This is a genomic window from Kitasatospora sp. NPDC058184 (assembly GCF_042883725.1).
GTDB lineage: Bacteria > Actinomycetota > Actinomycetes > Streptomycetales > Streptomycetaceae > Kitasatospora.
The window spans coordinates 164,653-185,815 of record NZ_JBHVVE010000005.1; the positions used below are offsets into that span (position 1 = coordinate 164,653).

The following is a 21,163-nucleotide window of genomic DNA, read 5'->3' on the forward strand; positions in this document are numbered from 1 at the left end:
CGGACGCTCGCCGAGACACGAAATCCGGTTTCGAGCGGGCGTCCGGTGGGGGTCAGCGGGCTGCCGGGACGAGGGTGAGGAGGGTGGCCTCGGGGGGGCAGGCGAAGCGGACGGGGGTGTAGCGGTTGGTGCCGCAGCCGGCCGAGACGTGGAGGTGGGAGCGGTGGCCGCCGGCGGTGTGGGTGGAGAGGCCCTTGACCCGGCGGGTGTCGATGTCGCAGTTGGTGACCAGGGCGCCGTAGAAGGGGATGCAGAGCTGGCCGCCGTGGGTGTGGCCGGCCAGGATCAGCGGGTAGCGGTCGGCGGTGAAGGCGTCGAGGACGCGCAGGTAGGGCGCGTGGACGACGGCGAGGGAGAGGTCGGCGTCGGGGGACGGGCCGCCGGCGACCTCGCTGTAGCGGTCGCGCCGGATGTGCGGGTCGTCGAGGCCGGTGAACTCCAGGTCGAGCCCGTTCACGGTGAGCCGGCCGCGGGTGTTGGTGAGGTCGAGCCAGCCGGCCGCGTCGAAGCCGTCGCGGAGCTTCTCCCAGGGGTTGTGGACGGCGCCGGTGATGCCGCGGCGGGCGGTGCCGTCGGGGTTGTTCATGCCGTGGGCGCCGCTGCGCATGGCCTGGAGGTAGCGGGCCGGGTTCTTGCGGGCCGGGCCGTAGTAGTCGTTGGAGCCGAAGACGTAGACGCCGGGGAACTCCATGAGCGGTCCGAGCGCGTCGAGGGTGGCCGGGACGCCGAGCGGGTCGGAGAGGTTGTCGCCGGTGTTGACCACCAGGTCGGGGCGCAGGCCGGCCAGGCTCTTCAGCCAGCGCTGCTTCTTGCCCTGCCCGCTCACCATGTGGATGTCGGACACCTGGAGGACCCGGATCGGGCGGGCGCCGCGCGGGAGGACGGGGACCTCGATCCGGCGGAGGCGGAAGGCCCGGACCTCGTACCCGACGGAGTAGGCGAGACAGGCGGCGCCGGTGGCGGCGATGCCGAGGGGAACGGAGTACAGCGGTCGCATCAGCCCATGCTCTCAGACGGTCGATCAGCCTGTGTACGCCCGGAGTCGGGGGCGGGGGCGGTGGTCGGCGGGGCCTCCTCGGAGTCCCGGCGGGCGCGTAGCGCGCGGACCTTGTGGCGGTTGCCGCAGCGCTCCATGGAGCACCAGCGGCGCCGGCCCGGCCGCGAGGTGTCGACGAAGATCAGTTGGCAGTTGTCGGCGCCGCATTCCCGGACCCGGTCCGCGTACGGGCCGGTGAGCAGGGCGATGGCGTCCCGGGCGAGGGTGGCGACCAGCTGGGCCCCGTCGGCGGGCAGTGGGGCGGCCGCGGTGCCGTCGGGGGCGATCCGGGGGACCAGCGGCGGGTGCTCGGCGGCCCGGTTGAGGACGGCGTGGTCCGCGGGCGTGCCCCGGCCGCCGTGGGCGCGGGCGGCGGCCAGGCGCCACAGGGCGTCGCGCAGGGTGCGGGCGGCGGCGAGCTGGGCGGGGGAGATCCGTACGGCGTCGGCGGGCAGTCGCAGCCGGGACGGCGGGAGCCAGGCGGCGAGGTCGGCTGGCCGGTGCAGCACCTCGTACCGGGCGTACGGGCCGGGGCCGCCGGTGGTGAGCAGTTCCAGGCAGAGGGCGCCGGGGTCGAAGTGGAAGCGGCCGCCCCCGGGGGTGGTGAGGAGCAGCCCGGGCGGGGTGGCGGGCGGTCCGTCGGCGGCGCTGCGGTCGGCTGCGTCGGTCATGCGGCCCAGGATAGGTGTAACCGGGATGAAGGGTTACGGGCCGGGAGGGCGGACTACCAGGCGGGGGCGGCGGTCGACCGCGGCGAACTGACCCGCGCTCAGAAAGCCCGTGCCGCCCGTGCCAGGAGCAGTGCTCCAGGCGCGGGCGGCACGGGGCCGGCCCTCAGGCCGGGATGGCGTTGACGTACTCGCGCATCATCCGGGGCACCCGGTACGCGTACTGGTGGCCGCGCTTCACCTGGACGACGGAGAAGTCGACCAGCTCGGCCAGCACGTCGAGGTTGCGGGAGGGCTCCCGGCCGCCGTCGACCGGCTGCTGCCGGACGTCGTCGATGGAGAACTCCTCGGGGAACCGGGAGAACCGTCTGAGCGCCCGGCGCTGCCGTTCGTCGAGGAGCCCGTACGCCCAGGCGAGGCTGCGGTGCAGCGAGCGGTGGTGGGAGAGCCCGCCGACCTCCTCCTGGCCGAGGATCGGGAGCACCCGGCACTCGTCCACCAGGACGTGCAGGGGCACCGAGCGCATCCGGACGGCGGCGTTCTCGATCGCGAGCGCCAGGCCGCCGAGGCGTCGGCAGAGCTCGACCACCTGCGGCATCTGGTCGCCGAGGTCGAGCGTCGGGACGACCGAGTGCACCCGGCGGCAGAACAGTTCGGCGGCGGGCGGGCAGCCGTAAGGGCCGTCCGGGTGGTCGACCGACAGCGGCGCCACCTCCCACAGGTCGGCCGGGACCCCGGCGGGCGCCCGCAGCGAGGTGATCATGATGTGGAGCGCCGGGTGCCGCGCCAGCAGTGCCCTGACCTGCCGGGCCACCGTGTCGATGACGTGCTCGGCGTTGTCGACGACCAGCAGCAGCTGCGGCTCGGGGTCGGTCCGCGGGTCGCGGCCGACGCCCCGCAGGAGGGTGTCGAGCGCGCGCTGGGCCTGGGCCGAGGCGGCGGCGGGGTCGACGGCCTCGGGGGTGACCGAGCCGAGCTCCAGGACCGCGACGCCGTCCCGGAAGCGGTCCAGCAGGTGGGCGGCGGAGTCCAGCGCCAGCCGGGTCTTGCCGACCCCGGCCGGTCCGGTGAGCACCAGCGGGCGGCCCGGCCGCAGGGCGGTCACGACGTGCAGCAGGTCGGCCTGGCGGCCGACGGTGACGTCCGTCTTGGGCCGCAGCCCCTGCCACCGCGCGTTGTCCGGGAGTTCGGCGACGCGGACCGGCGGTCCGGGCTCCGGCCGGGCGGGCAGCAGCCCGGCCGGGGCGCCCGCCTGGACGGCGTGGGAGAGCAGGGGGTCGTCCCGGTTGGTCGCCGCGGAGAACAGTGCGCCCACCAGGAGTTCCACGGAACTGCGCCGCGGATTCCTGATGGCGCCGGTTTCCAGATTACGAATGGTGCGGACGCTGACGGTGGAGTGTTCGGCTAATTGCTCCTGGCTCCATCCGACCATCTTCCGTTGGGTTACCAACATCGAGCGAAGCTGATTGTTGTCCATTCCCCCGCGCTTCCTGCTGTCGTGAGCAGAATAAAAGTCAGAAATCAGTGCGCCGTGCTGCGGCGCCAATCACTCCGAAAAACGATCGCCGTCGGCCGTCCGGTGGAGCGCAGGCGTGAGCGCCCGCGCCGACCGGGACCGCAGGGCGCCCGGGCCGCAAGGTGTCAGGGTTGCAGGGCGCCTGGCCGGCAGTGTGTCAGTGCCGTGGAATAATGAATCGGGGACATGGTGACGGTTTGTCGCGGCTGATCGTGGCGGCCTTCGGCGATGATTCGGGGATGATTCGACGGTGAGGTGACCGCCGCCTTCGGGCTGCTCGGGCGACGCGCGAACGAGTGTACTACGCGGACTATTTTCGGCGAAGCGGTCGCAGTGTTCGATGTACCCCTGCGGAACCGGCAACTTCGCTCCGGAACAGGCAGTTCTCGGCATTTCGGCCGAGAATGTGCGGGCATTATCGGCCACCTTGGCCGAATCCCGTCGTCCGTTCCCGGCCGGGGGCATCGATTGTTCACGGACTCGACCGCCGCCCGTTCCCGGGCCGGACCGTTTCCCTGACCGTTTCCCGGGCTGCTTCCCGGGTCGGACGGCTACCGCCCGCCCCGCCGTGCCCACAACCCCGTCAGCGGGGCGGCAGCGGCGCGCCGACGGGCGACGGTCGGCCGTACTTGTCGGGGATACTCGTTCAACTGCGGAAACCCCGGTGGATGCCCACGGGAAACCGGTTGAGCCCACCCACAGCCGAAGGATAAGAAGAGGAAATGACAACGCTCAAGGAGCAGCTGCACGAGGACCTCACGGCTGCCATCAGGGAACGGGACGAACTGCGCTCGTCCACCATCCGGCTCACGCTGTCCGCCGTCACCAGCGAGGAGGTGGCGGGCAAGCAGAAGCGCGAGCTGTCCGACGCCGACGTGCTGAAGGTGATCGGCCGCGAGGCGAAGAAGCGCCGGGAGGCGGCCGAGGCCTTCGGGAACGCCGGCCGGACGGAGCAGGCGGCCCGGGAGCTGGCCGAGGGCGAGGTGCTGGCGGGCTACCTGCCCAAGCAGCTCTCCGACGAGGAGCTGGCCGCGATCGTGGCGGCCGCCGTGGCCGAGAGCGGCGCGACCGGCCCCCAGGCGATGGGCGCTGTCATGAAGCTGGTGAAGCCCAAGGTCGACGGTCTGGCCGAGGGCAGCCGGGTCGCCGCCGCCGTGAAGGCCGCCCTGGTCTGAGCCGCGGCTCAGACCAGGGCCCGCCCCGGGCCGTCCAGGGTCGAACCCTGGTCGGCCCCGGCCCCGCCCCCTGGTGCCCCGGCAGCACGCCGAAGGGGCGCCCTCCGCACTGGAGGGCGCCCCTTCGGCATGTTCCGCGGCGCGGGTCACCCCGCCGGGAGGGCGGGTCAGCCGTTCCCGTTGCCGCCGCCGTGGCGGCCGCCGTTCCCGTTCCCGTTCCCGGGGCCGGGCGGGAAGGTGAAGCCGCCGGGGAAGCCGCCGGGCAGCCCGCCGGGCAGACCGCCGGCCTGGTTGCCGGGCAGCCCGCCGGGCTGGCCCGGGTTGCCGCCCTGCTGCGGCGGCGGGGGGTTGCCGGCCGGCGGCTGCTGGGCGTTCGGGTCGGTGGCCGGCGGGGTGGTGCCCGGCGGGGGCGTGGCCGGCTGCGGGTCCGGGATGTTGGCGGTCTGGATCGGCTCCACGGGCGTGCCCTTGAGTGCCTGGTTCATCGCCAGCTGCCAGATCGGGCCGGGGCCGTCGGCGCCGAAGACCTCGGGGAAGTACTTGCCGCCGATGGTGATGTTCTTCATCTTGACGCCGCCGGCCGGGCCGCCGAGCCAGACCGAGGTGGCCAGCGACGGGGTGTAGCCGCTGAACCAGGCGGCCTTCTTCTCGTCGGTGGTACCGGTCTTGCCCGCGATCTTGCGGCCGTCGTCGAGGCCGAGGGAGGCCGCGGTGCCCTTCTCGGTGACGTTGAGCAGGACGGCGTTGAGCGAGTCGGCGGTCTGCTCGGAGAAGGCCTGGCTGCACTGGGACTGCGGGACGGGGACGTCCTTGCCGTCGACCGTGGTGATCTTGTTGATCGCGATCGGGGTGCAGTACTTGCCGCGGGCGGCGAAGGTCGCGTAGACGTTCGCCATGGTCAGCGGGGAGAGCTCCAGGGTGCCGAGGACCATCGAGGGCACCTCCTGGAAGGCGTCGCCCTTGGCGGACTGGGTGATGCCCAGCTTGTTCGCCATCTGCTTCATCGCGCAGAGGCCGACCTGCTGCTCCATCTGCACGAAGTAGGTGTTGACCGAGCGGGCCATCGCCTCCTTCAGCTGGTACGGCCCGACCTCGCTGTCCTGCTCGTTCTTCACCGTCTCCTTGGGCTTGACGGTGTTCTTCCAGGTGCCCGAGCAGGTGGACATCTGGGGGTACTCGATCTTGTTCTCGGACGGGAACGCCTGGGTGTTCGACATGCCCGACTCCAGCGCCGCCGCGGCCAGGATCGGCTTGAAGGTGGAGCCGGTCTGGAAGCCGTTGCCGCCGCCCATGGCCGCGTCCACGTTGAGGTTGACGACGGTCTGGTTCTTGTTCGGGTCCAGGCCGTACGGGCGGGTCTGGGCCATCGCCAGGATCTTGCCGCTGCCCGGCTCCATCATGGTCGCGGCGGCCGACACCGGGTCGGTCACGTTGACCTTCTTGGTGACGGCGTTCTGGGCGGCGGCCTGCTTGTCCGGGTCCAGCGTGGTGTAGATGTTCAGGCCGCCGGTGTTCCACAGCTTCTTGCGCTCGTCGGCGCTCTTGCCGAAGGCCGGGTCCTGCTTGACCACGTGGCGCACGTAGTCGCAGAAGAAGCCCATGCCGGCCTGGGCGGTGATGCAGCCGTTCTGCGGGTCCTTGTACTTCAGACCCAGCGGGGCGGCCTTCGCCTCCTTCGCCTGGTCGGCGGTGATGTGCTTGTTCTCCAGCATCTTGTCGATCACGACGTTGCGGCGCTTGAGCGTGTTCTCGGGGTAGCGCACCGGGTCGTACTGCGACGGGTTCTGGACCACGCCGGCCAGGGTGGCGGCCTCGGCGACGGTGAGGTCCTTGTTGCTCTTGCTGAAGTAGCGCTGGGAGGCGGCCTCGACCCCGTAGGCCTGGTGGCCGTAGAAGGTGATGTTGAGGTAGTTGGTGAGGATCTGATCCTTGCTCAGGTCCTCCTCCAGCTTGATGGCGACCTTGAGCTCCTGGATCTTGCGGCCCAGGGTCTTGCGCTGGGCCTCCAGGACGGCCGCCTGGTCGTCGCCGGCCTTCTCCACGTTGACGTTCTTCACGTACTGCTGGGTCAGCGTGGAGGCGCCCTGGGAGGCGGTGCCGCTCTCCGCGTTCTTGCTGATCGCCCGGAGGACGCCCTTGAGGTCGACGGCGCCGTGCTCGTAGAAGCGGGCGTCCTCGATGTCGACCTGGGCGTGCCGCATGAACGGCGACATCTGGTCCGCGGTGATGACGGTGCGGTCGCGCTCGTAGACCTTGGCGATCAGGCCGCCCTTGGCGTCGAAGATCTGCGTCGCCTGGGTGAGCGGCGGGGTCTTGAAGTCGTCGGGGATGTTGGCGAAGCTCTCCGCCGTGTCCTTGGCGGTCAGCCCGATGGCGCCGACGGCGGGCAGGGCGAGGCCTGCCAGCAGGACTCCGGAGAGCACGCTGACGCCCAGGAACTTCACGCCGTTGCCGGCGTGCTCCATCGGGGATCCGCCGGTCCGGCCGCGCGGAGCTCCGGTGTTGCCTGGGGGCTGGGATGCCTGGGGGCGCTTCGGTGCCATGGGGAGAACCCTACGTCGCGGATTCCCGCACACCGGGGCAGGTGTTCGCCTAGGCTTGTCACAAGCTTGCGACAGCTTCGGTGCGTCAACATCGTTCACTCTTGTGGGCGAGAAGACTTGCCCGAATTACCCGCCGATGTCCGGGTTTTGAGGCAGCTGTGGCCTGCTGTGCCGGTGTGGTCGGTCGCACTCAGTGACGACTCCTGTGGCGAGAGTGGGGGTTCCGCTCTTGGCAAGGTGTGCGACCTGCGATCACTCCAACGAGTGAGCTGATCGCCACCCATAGTCCAATTGGGTCATTCGAGATTGAGCCCGAAGGGGCTGTTGCAAGCTGTCGTTCTTCCGTAACGTCCTCAACTGGCAACGGTGAATATGCCGTTGCCGCCGTGGGGGAGCCTCGATACGGGAGAGGACGGCGCCGGCATGGGCTGGGTTGACGACTGGAGTGCGCAGGCCGCCTGCCGCACGAGTGATCCGGACGAACTGTTCGTCCAGGGGGCGGCACAGAACCGCGCGAAGGCGGTGTGCAGCGGCTGCCCCGTCCGGACCGAGTGCCTCGCGGACGCCCTGGACAACCGGGTGGAGTTCGGGGTGTGGGGCGGGATGACGGAGCGCGAGCGCCGGGCGCTGCTGCGCCGCCGCCCGACCGTCATCTCGTGGCGGAGGCTGCTGGAGACGGCGCGCACCGAGTACGAGGAGTCCCTCGCGACCGGGGTGATACTGACGGACTACGCCCAGGCGGGCTGAGCCCGGCCGCACCACGCGGCCCGGGCCGGTCGGCCCCGCGGACGGGGGGCCGTGCCGCGCAGGGCCGGTGACCGCGCCGGGTTGTACCGCGCGGGGTCGGTGACCGCACCGGGTGGTACCGCGCGGGCTAGACCGCGCCGTTGAGCCGGTCCCCGATGGCCCGCAGCCCGTCCAGGTCGTGCACGTCGCCCGGCAGCGCCGGCACCTCCACGATCGGCACGTCCGGGTACACCGAGACGAAGCGGTCGCGGGTACGGCGTTCGCGCCCCATGATCTGCATCCGCTCGGCGTGCAGCCGCAGCAGCCCGGCCGCGAGCAGCTCGGCCTCGGGCGAGGCGTGCTCCGAGCCGTTCTCCTCCAGGGCCTCGGCGGCCGCCAGCGCCCGTTCCGCGGTGAGCTGCGGTGCGCCCGTGCCGTGCACCCGGTTGAGCACCAGCCCGGCCAGCGGCATCCGGTCCGCGGCCAGCCGGTCCACGAAGTACGCCGCCTCGCGCAGCGCGTCCCGCTCCGGCGCCGCCACCACCAGGAACGCCGTACCCGGCGCCTTGAGCAGCTGGTACGTGCGGTCCGCGCGCTCCCGGAAGCCGCCGAACATCGAGTCCATCGCGCTGACGAAGGTCTGCACGTCGGTGAGCAGCTGGGCGCCGAAGATCTTGCCCAGGGTGCCGGTGAGCAGGCCCATCCCGGCGTTCAGGAAGCGCATCGCGCTGCGGCCGCCGACCTTGGCCGGGGCGGTGAGGATCCGGATCACCCGGCCGTCCAGGAAGGACCCGAGCCGGTTGGGCGCGTCCAGGAAGTCCAGCGCCGAGCGGGACGGCGGGGTGTCCACGACGATCAGGTCCCACTCCTCGGCGGCGCGCAGCTGCCCGAGCTTCTCCATCGCCATGTACTCCTGGGTGCCGGCGAAGCCGGCCGACAGGGACTGGTAGAAGGGGTTCTCCATGATCGCCCGGGCCCGTTCGGGCTCGGCGTGGGCCAGCACGACCTCGTCGAAGGTCCGCTTCATGTCCAGCATCATGGCCTGGAGCTCGCCGGTGCCGTTCACCCCCTTGACCACCCGGGGGGTGTTGTCGAGCTCGGTCAGGCCCATCGACTGGGCGAGCCGGCGGGCCGGGTCGATGGTCAGCACCACGACCTTGCGGCCGCGCTCGGCCGCCCGCAGGCCGAGGGCCGCGGCGGTGGTGGTCTTGCCGACGCCGCCGGAGCCGCAGCAGACGATGATCCTGGTCTTCGGGTCGTCGATCAGCTCGTCCACCGCGAGCCGCCGTCCGGTGCTCCGCACCCCGTTCGAGGTCATGCCGCCCCCTGCCGCTTCAGTTCGCCCGCCAGCCGGTACAGCCCGCCGAGGTCCACGCCCTCGCCCAGCAGCGGCAGTTCGTACGTCGGGAGCCGCAGCTGCTGGATGTCGGCGCGCTGCGCGCGCTCCAGCTCGACCCGCTCGGCGTGCTCCCTGGCCTGCTCCAGCAGCGGGTCGAGCAGCGGCTCCACCGCCGCCCGGACCTTCTCCCCGGTGCGGGTGCGGCCGCCGAGTCCGGCCTCGCCGAGCGCCAGGGCGACCTCCTCGCGGTGGTCCCCGTCCACCGCGGCCACCGCCGCCGCGTCCAGCACCGGCGGCCGGACCATGTTGACCATCACCCCGCCCACCGGGAGCCGCGCCTCGCGCAGCTCCTCGATGCCGTCGACCGTCTCCTGCACCGGCATCTCCTCCAGCAGGGTGACCAGGTGCACCGCGGTCTCCGGCGACTTCAGCACCCGCATCACGGCCTGCGCCTGGGTGTGTATCGGGCCGATCCGGGCCAGCCCGGCGACCTCGGCGTTGACGTTCAGGAACCGGGTCAGCCGCCCGGTCGGCGGGGCGTCCATCACCACCGCGTCGTAGCGCCGCCGGCCGTCCGGGTCCTTGCGCCTGGTCGCCTCGCAGGCCTTGCCGGTGAGCAGGACGTCCCGTACGCCGGGCGCGATGGTGGTGGCGAAGTCGACGAAGCCGACCTTCTGGAGCGCCTTCCCGGCCCGGCCGAGCTTGTAGAACATCTCCAGGTACTCCAGCAGCGCCAGCTCGGTGTCGATCGCCAGCGCGAAGACCTCGCCGGGCCCGCCCTCCGCGGCCGGCAGCCCGAGCTGGGCGCGGGAGACCGAGGCGATCCGGCGCTCCTCGTACGGGAGCGCGGCGATCCCGAAGAGCTCGGCGACGCCCTGCCGGCCCTCGACCTCGATCAGCAGCACCCGTCCGCCGTCGGCGGCGAGGGCCAGGGCCAGTGCCGCGGCCAGCGTGGTCTTCCCGGTGCCGCCCTTGCCGCTGACCACGTGCAGCCGGACGCCCTCCCAGTCGGGGTCGCGCCGGGCCGCCTGGCCGGGGGTGCGTGCCACGCTCCGTCTCCGTCCGTCTCCGTCCTACGGGCGTCCCCTCCTGACGAGGGTGCCCCTCGCCAGGGTGCCCTCCCGCGAGGGTAACCAGGGAGCGCACCGGATGCCCGGAGCACCTGGGCCGTCAGGCCGGATCATGCCCTGTTTGTGCCCCACCTCACACGCCTCGCGGCGGGCGGCGCGGATCGCCGCGACGGCTCGTCTAGAGTCTGGCCATGACCAAGTGGGAATACATGACGGCGCCCCTGCTGGTGCACGCGACCAAGCAGATCCTGGACAACTTCGGCGAGGACGGCTGGGAGCTCGTCCAGGTCGTGCCCGGCCCGAACCCGGAGCAGCTGGTGGCCTACTTCAAGCGGGAGAAGAACGCATGAGCAAGGTCGAGTCGAAGCTCGCCGAGCTGGGCCTGACCCTGCCGGAGGTGGCCGCCCCGGTCGCCGCCTACGTCCCGGCCCTGCGGACCGGCGACCTCGTGTTCACCTCCGGCCAGCTCCCGGTCGTCGGCGGCAAGCTGCCGAGCACCGGCAAGGTCGGTGCCGAGGTGTCCCCGGAGGAGGCCAAGGACCTCGCGCGGATCTGCGCGCTGAACGCCCTGGCCGCCGTGAAGTCGGTGATCGGCGACCTCGACCAGGTCGAGCAGGTCGTCAAGGTCGTCGGCTTCGTCGCCGCCGCCCCCGACTTCATCGGCGTCCCGGCCGTCGTCAACGGCGCCAGCGAGCTGCTCGGCGCGGTGCTCGGCGAGGCGGGCGTGCACGCCCGCAGCGCCGTCGGCGTCGCGGTGCTGCCGCTGGACTCCCCGGTCGAGGTCGAGATCCTGGTGCGGGTCAAGAGCGCCTGAGCGTGATCACGGAGGCGGGGCCGGGCTCGTCCGGCCCCGCCTCCGCGGTGTCCGGGTGGGCCCGATCCACTCGTGAGCCTGGCGGGAATCGTCGGGCACGCCCTAGCATCCGGGCATGGACCATCGAGCGACGACGCTGCCGATGCCGCCCGGCTGGCCCGCCCGGATCCGGGCGGTCGAATCCGGCGCGGTGACCCCGCCGGTGCCCAGGGCCGCCGCGACCGTCGTGCTGCTGCGCGACGCCGCCGAGGGGCCGGAGGCCTACCTGCTGCGCAGGCGCACCTCGATGGCCTTCGCGGCCGGGATGTACGCCTACCCGGGCGGCGGGGTGGACCCGCGGGACGCCGAGGTCGAGCCGGGCTGGGCCGGTCCGTCGCCCGAGGAGTGGGCCCGGCGGCTCGGGGTGGACGCCCGGACGGCGCGGGCGGTGGTCTGCGCGGCCGTCCGCGAGACCTTCGAGGAGGCCGGCGTGCTGCTGGCCGGCCCGGACGCCGACAGCGTCGCCGCGCCGCGCGACTGGTCCGCCGAGCGGGCCGCGCTGGAGGCCCACGAGCTGTCCTTCGCCGAGTTCCTCCGCGACCACGGGCTGGTGCTGCGCAGCGACCTGCTGGGCGGCTGGGCCCGCTGGATCACGCCGGAGTTCGAGGAACGGCGCTACGACACCTGGTTCTTCGTCGCCGCGCTGCCGGCCGGCCAGCGCGCGGCCCTGGAGGTCGGCGAGGCCGACCGGGTCGCCTGGCTGACCCCGGCCGAGGCGGTGCGGGGCCACCGGGAGGGCCGCTTCGGCATGCTGCCGCCGACCGTGACGGTGCTGCGCGAGCTGTCGTCGGTACGGACCGCCGCCGAGGCCCTGGCCGCGGCCGCCGACCGCCCGCTGGCGCCGGTCCTGGGCCGGGCCGAGGTCCGCGGCGACCGGCTGACGGTCCGCTGGCCCGGCTACGAGGAACTGACCATCGACGGGGAGTTCCCCGAGGGGTCCTGAGCGTTCCACCGACGGGGACCGGTCGTACGAGCCGTACGGCCGGCGCGACCCGCACGACCTGCACGACCTGCACGACCTGCACCACCCGCACGACCCGCACGACCCGCACGACCCGACCTTGCCGTACCGACGCAGAGAAAGGACCGACGCCCGATGACCCACGACGACGTGGCTCGCCGGACGGCACCCGAGCTGCCCGCCCGCCGCCTGAACCCCCGTGACCTCGCCTGCGACAGCCAGGTCCCGTTCGTCGAGGTGGCGCAGCGCGCCCTCGTCCGGGCGCTGCCGTTGCGGGCCCTGCACCGGCACGTCGGAGGCGGTCGGTGAGCGGACTCCTGCCGGGCGACCCCGCCGCCGCCGTCGGCGGCGAGGCCACCCCTCGGGCGCTGTGCGTGCTGGCACCGAACCCGTCGCCGATGACGCTGGACGGCACCAACACCTGGCTGCTCTCCGAGCCGGGCTCGGACCTCGCGGTGGTGATCGACCCGGGCCCGCTGCACGAGGGGCACCTGCGCCGGGTGGTCGACCTCGCGGAGGAACGGGGCAAGCGGATCGCGCTGACCCTGCTCACCCACGGCCACGCCGACCATTCCGAGGGCGCGGCCCGCTTCGCCGAGCTGACCGGGAGCGAGGTACGGGCCCTGGACCCGGCGCACCGGCTGGGCTCGGAGGGCCTGGTCGGCGGCCAGCGCCTGGACGTCGGCGGCCTGGACCTGCGGGTGGTGGCCACCCCGGGGCACACCTCGGACTCGCTGACCTTCCACCTGCCGGACGACGGCGCGGTGCTCACCGGCGACACCGTGCTCGGCCGCGGCACCACGATGGTCGCGCACCCCGACGGCCGGCTCGGCGACTACCTGGACTCGCTGCGCCACCTGCACACCATGGCCTCCCAGCACGGCGTGCGGACCGTGCTGCCGGGCCACGGCCCGGTGCTCGCGGACGCGCTCGGCGCCGTCGACTACTACCTGGCCCACCGGGCGTCGCGGCTCGCCCAGGTGGAGACCGCGGTCGAGGCGGGCTGCCGGAGCGCCTCCGAGGTGGTCGCCCGGGTCTACGCCGACGTGGACCGGGCGCTCTGGCCGGCCGCCGAGCTGTCGGTGCGGGCCCAGCTGGACTACCTGGAGGAGCACGGGCTGATCCAGGGCGCCGACTGACCCGGTGGACGCGTAGGGCCCGGTGAACGCGTAGGGCCCGGTGGACGCGGAAGGGCCCGTCCGGATCGGACGGGCCCTTCCGCGTTCGCGGGTTCGCGGGTGTCAGCGCGAGCGGCGCGACAGCCGCTCGACGTCCAGCAGGACCACCGCGCGGGCCTCCAGCTTCAGCCAGCCGCGGCCGGCGAAGTCGGCGAGCGCCTTGTTGACCGTCTCGCGGGAGGCGCCGACCAGCTGGGCCAGCTCCTCCTGGGTGAGGTCGTGGGCGACGTGGATGCCCCCCTCGGACTGCACGCCGAACCGGCGGGAGAGGTCCAGCAGGGCCTTGGCGACGCGGCCGGGCACGTCGGAGAAGACCAGGTCGGACATCACGTCGTTGGTGCGGCGCAGGCGGCGGGCGATGGCCCGCAGCAGTGCGATGGAGACCTCGGGGCGGGCGTGCAGCCAGGGCTGGAGGTCGCCGTGGCCGAGGCCCAGCAGCTTGACCTCGGTCAGCGCGCTGGCGGTCGCGGTGCGCGGGCCCGGGTCGAACAGCGACAGCTCGCCGATCATCTCGCTGGGGCCGAGCACGGCGAGCATGTTCTCGCGGCCGTCCGGGGAGGCGCGGTGCAGCTTGACCTTGCCCTCCGCCACGACGTACAGCCGGTCGCCCGGGTCGCCCTCGTGGAACAGCGACTCCCCACGGGCGAGGGTGACCTCGGTCATGGAAGCGCGCAGCTCGCCGGCCTGTTCGTCGTCGAGTGCCGCGAAGAGTGCGGCGCGCCGCAGAACGTCGTCCACGTGCTTCCTCCTTCTCGGCCGTACGGCGGGTGGGCCGTCCGGCGCAAGTTCCGTTCAGTGTTCTGCATCACCAAGCATGGCGCATGTCGCTCCGATCATATGAGGAGGGGGTGTGTCGGGGTGTGCCGTGCGGGGCCATTCGTACCGGCGGACCACGGGTCGGGCCCGGGAACGGGAGGCCTCCGGCGGTTGTCGGTCGAACTCTTGTCCGTCCGACTCGAACAGGGAATCGCCCTCGCCGTGCGGGTGTCCGGTGCGCGGCACCGTGGACATATGTTTCACGGGTAAATTACCTGTTAATCTTTTTGCATGGTCACCACCGCCCAGTTCCGCCAGGCACTTCGGGTCGGTCCGGCCGGGGACGGCTGGCACAAGCCCGCGCTCAGCGCCGTGGTCACCCTCGGCGCGCTCAACCTCACCCTGCTCGGCCTCGGCCGGCTCGACCTCGCCCTCTACACCTCGGCCGGCGGCCTGGGCGCGCTGTACGGGCACGGCCTGCCGTACCGGGCGCGGGCCCGGATGCTGGTCGGCGTGTTGCTCGGGACCGTGCTCAGCACCGGTGCCGCCCTCACCGCCGCCGCGCTGACCCGCGACGCCGCCGTCCTGGTCGCGGTCGCGGCGGTGCTCGCCGCCCTGCACAAGCTGCTCTGCGACGCCGCCCGGGTCGGCCCGCCCGGCAGTCTGATCATCACCTTCACCTCCTCCAGCTGCGCCTTCGTCCCGCAGCGGCTCGGCGAGGTCCCGCCGCACCTGGCGCTCACCGCGCTCGGCGCCGCACTGGCCTGGCTGGTCTGCATGGCCCCGGCCCTGGTGCGCCCGTACGGGCCCGAGCGGATCGCCACCGCCCGCGCCCTGGAGGCCGCGGCCCGGCTGCTGCGGACCGCTCCCGGCCGGCCGGACGCCGCCGCCCGTACCGCCCTGGTCGGCGCGGTCGAGGCGGCCCGGCAGAGCCTCGCGCTCTCCGCCCCGGCCCGGCGGCGTGCCCTCGGCGACGCGCCCGAGCGGCTGCTGGTCCGCGCGGAGGCCGCGCTCGCCGGCCCGGCCCGGCCCGAGGACGCCGGGTGGTACCTCGACCGGGCCCGCGAGCTCCGGCGCGGCCGCCCGCTGCCGTCGCCCGACCTCACCGAGGCGGAGGCGGCGGAGACGGAGGCCGCGGCCGCCCGCCGGCCCGGCCCCCGGCCACCGCTGCGGCGGGCGCTGCGACCGGGTTCGGCGCTGCTGCCGATCGCGCTGCGGGTCGCGGTCGGCTGCGCCGCCGCCGGGTGGCTCTCGCTGGCGCTCGGCGTCGGCCGGCCGTACTGGGCGGTGGTCACCGCCGCCTCGGTGTTCCAGGCCAACAGCACGCTGTCCTGGCAGCGCGCGCTGCAGCGGGTGCTGGGCAACCTGCTCGGCCTGCTGCTGTTCACCGCCGCGCTGCCCGTCGCCCACTCGGGCCCGGTGGCGCTGATCGGGCTCGGGCTGCTCTGCCAGTTCGGCGCCGAGGCGACGATCGCCCGCAGCTACTGGCTGGCGACGGTCTTCGTGACCCCGATGGCGCTGCTGATGACGGAGTTCGCGGGCCCGCAGCCGGCCGGGACGCTGGTCGCCGACCGCTGGCTGGACACCTGCGTCGGCGCACTCACCGGCCTCGCGGCCTGCCTGCTGGTCACCAACCGCCGCACCGCCACCCGGCTGACCCACGCCCTGGCCGGAGCCGAGGCCGCCGGCCACCGGGCCCTGGCCGCCGTCTCCACCGTCTCCGCCGCGAGCGCCCCGGAAGCGCGCGCCGCCCGCACCGGCCTCGCCGCCGCCCTGCTGGAACTGCGCGAGGCCACCGACACCGCCGCCGGCGAGTGGCGCCGCCCCGCCCTCCCGCACCAGCGCGCCGCCGCCACCGAGCAGCGGGCCCACCACCTGCTGGCCGCCCTGCTGCAACGCCGGGGCCGAGAGGACCAGCCGGACACGGCCTAGGATCGACAGGGTCGAAGCCGACCGGCAGGCCGCAGAACGGGAGCAGCACGCGTGGAGGACGTCGTCGCAGGTGTGCTGCGCCAGTGGGAGCGGGCCTACCCGGGGCTGGACACCGGTCCGATCGCCGTCCTCGGCCGGATCAACCGCTGCGCCGCCCTGCTCCAGCAGACCCCCGACCCGCTCACCCGGGCCGGCCTCACCCGCGCCGAGTTCGACATCCTCGGCGCGCTGCTCCGCCTCGACCGCGAGCTGACCCCCACCCAGCTCGCCCGGGAGAGCTTCGCCTCCGGCGCGGCCGTCACCAAGCGGCTGCGGCTGCTGGAGGAGCGCGGCCTGGTCAGCCGCCGCACCGACGACCGGGACCGCCGGGTCGCCCACCTCGCGCTCACCGAGCAGGGCCGCACCCTGGTGGACGGGCTGATCCAGGAGCTGGTCGCCCACGACCGCGCCCTGCTGGCCGGCCTCACCCCCGCCGAGCAGGACCGGCTCGCCGAGGCCCTCAGCGGCCTGCTGAACAGCCTGGAGGGGACGATCGGCCGCACCCCGGGCTGAGCCGACGGGCCCCGGCTGCCGGCTCGACGGACTCCGACGAGGCGTCAACGGCGCTGCTCCGGTGGGAACGTATGCTCGCGGTGCGGTGTACGGGGGCGCGTCGGGTACGAAGCGGGCTCCGTACGTCGCGTGCGGCGTGTCGAGTCGTCTACCGGGAGCTCCCCTTGGGCCACAGCGCGGACCGAACCGGCGGCGATCGTCTCCGGCCGAAGCGCCCGGGCGGCTCGGCCGACCCCCTCACGCGGCTCACCCGGGGCATCGTGGTCATGACCGCTATCGGCTTCTGCGCCGCCTCGGCGGTGGCCACGGTCCGCAACCACGACGGTCTGGCCTACCAACTGCCCGCCGTCGCCCTCCTGTTGGTCCTGCTCGGCTTCCAGATCGGGCACGCCGGCCCGTGGCGCCTGGCGCGGCGCTGGTGGCCGTGGAGCCTGGTCGCCCACGGGGTGCTCACCTACCTGCCCTTCCTGCTCCTCGACGGGACGTGGGTCGGCATCCCGGGTTCGTTCGCCGGATCGGTGCTGCTGACCGTCGCGGCGCCGCGCTCCTGGGCGCTGGCCGCCGCGCTGGTGGTCGCCCAGTACCCGCTCTGCGCGGCGCTGGGCGGGAACGCCGGCCAGTGCGTCAACGCGTCGGTGTCCATCGTCGTGGGTGGCATCGTGGTGTACGGGATGGCCCGACTCGCCGACCTGATCACCGAGTTGCGGGCGGCCCGGACCGAGCTGGCCGAGCTCGCGGTGGACCGGGAGCGGCTGCGCTTCGCGCGCGACCTGCACGACCTGCTCGGCTCCAGCCTCTCGGTGGCGGCGCTGAAGTGCCAGCTCGTCGAGCGGCTGGCCGCGGAGCACCCGGAGCGGGCCCGCGCGGAGCTCGCCGAGGTGCTGGCGCTGGTGCGGCAGGCGATGGCGGACACCCGCCGGCTCTCCAGCGGCGACGTCCGGATGTCCCTGGCGCGGGAGGCGCGTTCGGCGGTCGCGACGCTGCGGGCGGCCGGGATCGAGGTCGAGGCCGACCTGGACTGCGAGGGGCTGCGGCCCGAACTCGACGCGGTGCTGGCCACCGTGCTGCGCGAGGCGGTCACCAACCTGCTCCGGCACAGCGCGGCCCGGCGCTGCGGGATCCGGGCCGGCCGGGACGACCTCGGCACGGTGCGCCTGGTGGTCTCCAACGACGGCGTTCCGGACGAAACCGGCGACGTGCAAGGCGAGTTGGGCGATGGTCCGGGCGAACCCGGCGGCGTAGCGCGCGAACCGGGCGACGGGCGCGGCATCGGGAACCTCACCGAGCGGCTGCGGTCGGTCGACGGCCGGCTGACCGCCGAGCGGGACGGAGCGGGCTGGTTCCACCTCGCGGCCGTCGTCGAGGCCGCGCCCGCCCGGTCGGCCGCCCGCGCCGCCTGACCGCGGTCCGCCTGCCCGGTACGGCGGACAGGTCCACGCGGCCCGGTTATTCGCGCATCCCCATCGCCTCGGTCGGCTCCCGCCGCAGCGCCAGCCAGGTGGTCAGCAGGACGGTGCCCGCCCCCAGCAGCGCCGCCCCGCCCAGCACCGCGGCCACCCAACTCCCGGGCGGCGCGGGCCAGGCCGGGCCGCCGAGTGCCAGGCCGACCGGGACCAGGACGGCGGCGGTGACCGCCGCGCCGAGGAGGAGTGCCACGGCGACCGTGATCCCGCCCTCCCAGGCCATCATCCGCAGCACCTGGCGGCGCGTGGTCCCCACCATCCGCAGCAGCGCGAACTCGCGCAGCCGTTCGGACGTGGCCATCACCATGGTGTTGACGACGGAGATGGCGGTGAACAGGCTGATGACGCCGAGCAGCAGCCGGGCCACCGCGGTGGCCGCCTCCTGCTGGTGCCGGCGTGCCGCGTCGTAGTCGGCCCGGTCGCTGATCCGGGCCATCGGGTAGGCCGGGGTGAGCCCCTGGAGTTCCCGGGTCACCTGCCCGGGGTCGGCGCCGGGGGCCGTGCGGACCAGTACGGTCGCCGCGAGCAGGTCCGGCAGGTGGGCGGCGGCGAATCCGGTGGGCAGCAACGCGTCGGCGAAGCGGTCCTCGCGCTCGTAGACGGCCGCCACCGTGGCGGTGCTGTCGCTGCCGTCATCCCAGCGGATCCGGACCGGGGCCCCGACGCCGACCTTGAGGCGGGAGGCCGTCCGCTGCCCCAGGGCGATGCTCTCGCCGCGCAGCCGGTCCAGCGAGCCGGCCGTCACCCCGGGGTCGAGCAGCTGTTCCAGTCCCTGCGGGTCCACGATCCGGGCGTCCGCCCCGGCGACGCCGCCGCCGTCCGCCGCGGAGCCCGAGGACACCATGACGAAGCCGGGGACCAGGCCGCCGGCCGCCGCGACGCCGGGCAACCCGCGGACGGCTTCCGTGAATTCCGTCGGCAGTCCGATGCCCCTCGCCTGGGCCACGTGGTCGGCCAGCAGCCGCCGGCCCTCCTCGGCGGCGCCGGCCTGCGCCTTGACGACCGGGACGAGCAGCATGCTGCCGTTGAAGGCCACCGCCAGCACCAGCGGGGTGACGGCGGCCGCGAAGCGGCGGGGCTGGGCCCGCAGGGAGGCGGAGGCGAGGAACCCGGCGACCGGGAAGAGCAGGCCCACCGGCCCGCCGATCACCACACCGGCGACCCGGCCGATCAGCGGCCCGAGCAGGGCCACCCCGAGCAGCAGCGGCACCACCATGCCCTCGGCCGTACCGGCCCCGTCGCGGCCGCCCGTCGAGTGGGCCAGCACCACGCCGCAGACGGCGAGCGTCGCCAGCCCGAGGCAGGCACGGAGCCGGCCGATCCGCGGCGGCGGCGCCGAGGCGTCGCGCAGCGCCCGGGTGGGTTCGACCCGGGAGGCCCGGCGCGCGGCGGCCCGGACGGCCAGCTGGGCGGTGACGACGGTGCCGCCGAGGACGGCCAGTGGGGCGGTCGGCCCGATGTGCAGCGGCACGTCCGGGCCGACCACCCCGCGGTCGACCAGTACGCCCCGCAGCAGTGCGGCGAGGCCGGTCCCGGCCGGGAGGCCGACGACCGCGGCCGCGAGGGTCAGCAGCAGCGTCTCCAGCGCGATCATCCGCCGCACCTGCCCGGTGGTGGCGCCGACCGCCCGCAGCAGGGCCATCTCGCGCAGCCGCTGCTGGACGGAGAGTGCGAGCGCCCCGGCCACCACGAAGGTCGAGACGAGCAGCGACAGGACGCCCATCGTCCCGGCGAGCGAGGAGAGGCCGTCCCCGGGCCCGGACGTGCCGGTGAGCTCCAGTTCGCCGCGCTCGTCGCCGGTGTGCACCCGGGGCCCGGACCAGTCCGCCTCGCCGTCGCGGGCCCGTGCCTCGGCGAGCGCCCGCCGGGCCTGCCCGGCCAGCGCCCGCAGGTCGGTCCCCTCCGTGACGGTGATGCCGATCGCGTCCGCGCCGGTCGTCGTCCCGGCGAGCCGGGCGGCCTGCCCGGGGCTGAAGAAGAGCGCGCTCTGGCGGGACAACTCCCTTGGCGGCGCGGCCAGTCCGGACACGGTGTAGTCGCGCGGCGCCCCGGTGGTGGCCAGCCGTACGGTGCCGCCGGGCGCGACCCCGGCGCGGGCGGCCGTCGCGGTGTCGAGGACCACCTCGTCCGGTCCGGCCGGGGCGCGGCCGGAGGCCAGCCGGAACGGGGCGAGGGCGGCGCTCGTCCAGGAGTGCCCGAGCGAGGGGCCGCCCTGCGGTCCGGACAGGACCTGCCCGTCGGCGGTGGCCACGGCCGCCGGGAAGGAGAGCTCGGGGAGGGCGGCCGAGACGCCGGGCAGTTCGGCGAGTGCGCCGGTCAGCGGTCCGGCGTCCGGGAGGCGATGGCCGTGGCCGATCACGAGCGGGGCCGCGGCGTACCGTTCGGTCGGCGTGCCCGCGCGCAGGCCGGACTCCAGCAGGACCCCGCAGGCGGTGGTCAGGACCAGGGCGCAGAGGAGCGCGGTGAAGGCTCCGGCGAAGCCCGCCTTCCGGGCCCGTACCGTCCGCCAGGCCAGCTTCAACACGTGGCTCAGCCCCCCCCGCCGGTACGCCCTCGATGACATCGCGAGCCTAGCTCCGGGCGCTTCGGACGGAATTCCCTTCGTTGACGAAGGAAGGCCTCGGTGAGCCGCTCCGTGGGCCGTCCACGGCCGGATCCATGGGAAACGCACGCCCCGTCGCCCCGTCGCCCCGTCGCCCCGTGGACCCGTGGACCCGTGGATCCGTGGATCCGGTGATCCGACGCCTCCGGGTCGGCGGATCACCGGGAACGATCCGGACCCACCGTCGGCAGCCAGCCCATCTCCTCGGCGATCCGGATCGCGTCGACCCGGCCGCGGCCCCCGGTCTTGGCCACCGCGGCGGCCAGGTGGTTGCGCGCGGTGCCCGTCGAGACGAACAGCCGGGCGGCGATCTCGCTGACGGAGTCCCCCCGCGCCGCGAGCCGCAGGACCTCCGACTCCCGGGGCGTCAGCGGGTTCTCCCGGGTGTCCAGGGCGGCCAGCGCCAGCTCCGGGTCGACGACGCGCTCACCGGCGGCCACCTTGCGGATCGCCGCGGCCAGCTCCCGGGCCGGGGCGTCCTTCCCGAGGAACCCGAGCGCACGGGCGGAGAGCGCGGCGCGCAGGTGGGCGGGTCGCACCAGTCCGGTGAGGACCAGCGTCCGGCAGCCGGGGAGCTTCTCGTACAGTTCGGCGGCCGCCCGCAGCCCGTCCAGTCCGGGCAGGTCGATGTCGAGCACCGCGACGTCCGGGCGCACCTCCAGGGCGGTCGGCACCACCTGGTCCCCGCGCTCCACGTCGGCGACGACCTCCAGGTCCTCCTCGTACGCGAGGAGGGCCATCAGCGCGCCGCGCACCATGCTCATGTCCTCTGCCAGCAGGACCCTGATCATCC

General features: G+C 74.2%; 19 protein-coding genes and 1 pseudogene. 10 read left to right on the forward strand and 10 right to left on the reverse strand.

The features are described 5' to 3' along the window. Window positions 1-52: 52 nt before the first annotated feature. The 4 genes and pseudogenes from ACFVXH_RS11505 to ACFVXH_RS11520 all read right to left on the reverse strand — a co-directional run. Entirely contained in the window at window positions 53-997 is a 945-nt protein-coding gene (locus tag ACFVXH_RS11505; RefSeq protein ID WP_049658238.1) for a metallophosphoesterase, read from the reverse strand. Beyond that, complete coding sequence (locus tag ACFVXH_RS11510; RefSeq protein WP_387822451.1) at window positions 997-1,707, reverse strand: CGNR zinc finger domain-containing protein; 711 nt, start codon at window positions 1,705-1,707, stop codon at window positions 997-999. Before ACFVXH_RS11510 ends, ACFVXH_RS11505 begins: the two co-directional genes overlap by 1 nt. 163 nt (window positions 1,708-1,870) lie before the next feature. Beyond that, on the reverse strand, window positions 1,871-3,019 hold the full coding sequence (locus tag ACFVXH_RS11515; protein ID WP_387822904.1) for an ATP-binding protein: 1,149 nt from the start codon (window positions 3,017-3,019) through the stop codon (window positions 1,871-1,873). Further along, a pseudogene (locus tag ACFVXH_RS11520) lies at window positions 3,020-3,181 on the reverse strand (helix-turn-helix domain-containing protein); the annotation flags it as partial. Window positions 3,182-3,942: 761 nt separating this feature from the next. On the opposite strand from ACFVXH_RS11520, the gene ACFVXH_RS11525 reads away from it, so the two are divergent. After that, entirely contained in the window at window positions 3,943-4,395 is a 453-nt protein-coding gene (locus tag ACFVXH_RS11525; protein ID WP_049658244.1) for a GatB/YqeY domain-containing protein, read from the forward strand. Window positions 4,396-4,562: 167 nt separating this feature from the next. On the opposite strand, the gene ACFVXH_RS11530 is transcribed toward ACFVXH_RS11525, so the two are convergent. Beyond that, on the reverse strand, window positions 4,563-6,938 hold the full coding sequence (locus ACFVXH_RS11530) for a transglycosylase domain-containing protein (protein WP_387822456.1): 2,376 nt from the start codon (window positions 6,936-6,938) through the stop codon (window positions 4,563-4,565). 423 nt (window positions 6,939-7,361) lie between these two features. On the opposite strand from ACFVXH_RS11530, the gene ACFVXH_RS11535 reads away from it, so the two are divergent. Further along, window positions 7,362-7,685: a WhiB family transcriptional regulator gene (locus ACFVXH_RS11535; protein ID WP_030240986.1), complete on the forward strand. Its 324-nt coding sequence runs from the start codon at window positions 7,362-7,364 to the stop codon at window positions 7,683-7,685. Window positions 7,686-7,812: 127 nt separating this feature from the next. On the opposite strand, the gene ACFVXH_RS11540 is transcribed toward ACFVXH_RS11535, so the two are convergent. Together ACFVXH_RS11540 and ACFVXH_RS11545 are read right to left on the reverse strand one after the other, a co-directional pair. Continuing rightward, entirely contained in the window at window positions 7,813-8,982 is a 1,170-nt protein-coding gene (locus ACFVXH_RS11540; RefSeq protein ID WP_049656832.1) for an ArsA family ATPase, read from the reverse strand. Beyond that, window positions 8,979-10,052 carry an ArsA-related P-loop ATPase gene (locus tag ACFVXH_RS11545; protein WP_074001791.1) on the reverse strand — a complete coding sequence of 358 codons (1,074 nt, stop codon included), beginning with the start codon at window positions 10,050-10,052 and terminating at the stop codon, window positions 8,979-8,981. Before ACFVXH_RS11545 ends, ACFVXH_RS11540 begins: the two co-directional genes overlap by 4 nt. 212 nt (window positions 10,053-10,264) lie before the next feature. On the opposite strand from ACFVXH_RS11545, the gene ACFVXH_RS11550 reads away from it, so the two are divergent. The 5 genes from ACFVXH_RS11550 (at window position 10,265) to ACFVXH_RS11570 (ending at window position 13,026) form a co-directional block, all read left to right on the forward strand. Continuing rightward, the gene (locus ACFVXH_RS11550) at window positions 10,265-10,423 is read left to right on the forward strand and encodes a DUF4177 domain-containing protein (RefSeq protein ID WP_094743074.1); all 159 of its coding nucleotides are present in this window, start codon (window positions 10,265-10,267) and stop codon (window positions 10,421-10,423) included. Further along, a complete protein-coding gene (locus ACFVXH_RS11555; protein ID WP_049656835.1) occupies window positions 10,420-10,887 on the forward strand; it encodes a RidA family protein in 468 nt (155 codons plus the stop codon). Before ACFVXH_RS11550 ends, ACFVXH_RS11555 begins: the two co-directional genes overlap by 4 nt. Before the next feature lie 115 nt (window positions 10,888-11,002). Continuing rightward, window positions 11,003-11,869 (forward strand): NUDIX hydrolase, encoded by an 867-nt coding sequence (locus ACFVXH_RS11560; RefSeq protein ID WP_074001790.1) that lies wholly within the window; start codon window positions 11,003-11,005, stop codon window positions 11,867-11,869. Window positions 11,870-12,022: 153 nt separating this feature from the next. Continuing rightward, window positions 12,023-12,196 (forward strand): hypothetical protein, encoded by a 174-nt coding sequence (locus ACFVXH_RS11565; protein WP_158077682.1) that lies wholly within the window; start codon window positions 12,023-12,025, stop codon window positions 12,194-12,196. After that, complete coding sequence (locus tag ACFVXH_RS11570; RefSeq protein ID WP_049656840.1) at window positions 12,193-13,026, forward strand: MBL fold metallo-hydrolase; 834 nt, start codon at window positions 12,193-12,195, stop codon at window positions 13,024-13,026. Before ACFVXH_RS11565 ends, ACFVXH_RS11570 begins: the two co-directional genes overlap by 4 nt. A 102-nt stretch (window positions 13,027-13,128) precedes the next feature. Here ACFVXH_RS11570 and ACFVXH_RS11575 read toward each other — a convergent pair whose 3' ends face one another. After that, the gene (locus ACFVXH_RS11575; protein ID WP_387822462.1) at window positions 13,129-13,803 is read right to left on the reverse strand and encodes a Crp/Fnr family transcriptional regulator; all 675 of its coding nucleotides are present in this window, start codon (window positions 13,801-13,803) and stop codon (window positions 13,129-13,131) included. A gap of 309 nt (window positions 13,804-14,112) precedes the next feature. Here ACFVXH_RS11575 and ACFVXH_RS11580 point away from each other — a divergent pair, with 309 nt between their 5' ends. From ACFVXH_RS11580 to ACFVXH_RS11590, 3 genes are all read left to right on the forward strand, one after another. Then, window positions 14,113-15,753 carry an FUSC family protein gene (locus tag ACFVXH_RS11580; protein ID WP_387822465.1) on the forward strand — a complete coding sequence of 547 codons (1,641 nt, stop codon included), beginning with the start codon at window positions 14,113-14,115 and terminating at the stop codon, window positions 15,751-15,753. 51 nt (window positions 15,754-15,804) lie between these two features. Beyond that, complete coding sequence (locus ACFVXH_RS11585; protein WP_049659810.1) at window positions 15,805-16,305, forward strand: MarR family winged helix-turn-helix transcriptional regulator; 501 nt, start codon at window positions 15,805-15,807, stop codon at window positions 16,303-16,305. Between the two features lie 266 nt (window positions 16,306-16,571). Further along, entirely contained in the window at window positions 16,572-17,705 is a 1,134-nt protein-coding gene (locus ACFVXH_RS11590; RefSeq protein WP_387822468.1) for a sensor histidine kinase, read from the forward strand. A gap of 46 nt (window positions 17,706-17,751) precedes the next feature. Here ACFVXH_RS11590 and ACFVXH_RS11595 read toward each other — a convergent pair whose 3' ends face one another. Both ACFVXH_RS11595 and ACFVXH_RS11600 read right to left on the reverse strand, forming a co-directional pair. Continuing rightward, the gene (locus ACFVXH_RS11595) at window positions 17,752-20,292 is read right to left on the reverse strand and encodes an ABC transporter permease (protein ID WP_387822471.1); all 2,541 of its coding nucleotides are present in this window, start codon (window positions 20,290-20,292) and stop codon (window positions 17,752-17,754) included. Between the two features lie 236 nt (window positions 20,293-20,528). Beyond that, the gene (locus ACFVXH_RS11600; RefSeq protein WP_380778627.1) at window positions 20,529-21,161 is read right to left on the reverse strand and encodes a DNA-binding response regulator; all 633 of its coding nucleotides are present in this window, start codon (window positions 21,159-21,161) and stop codon (window positions 20,529-20,531) included. Window positions 21,162-21,163 lie beyond the last annotated feature (2 nt).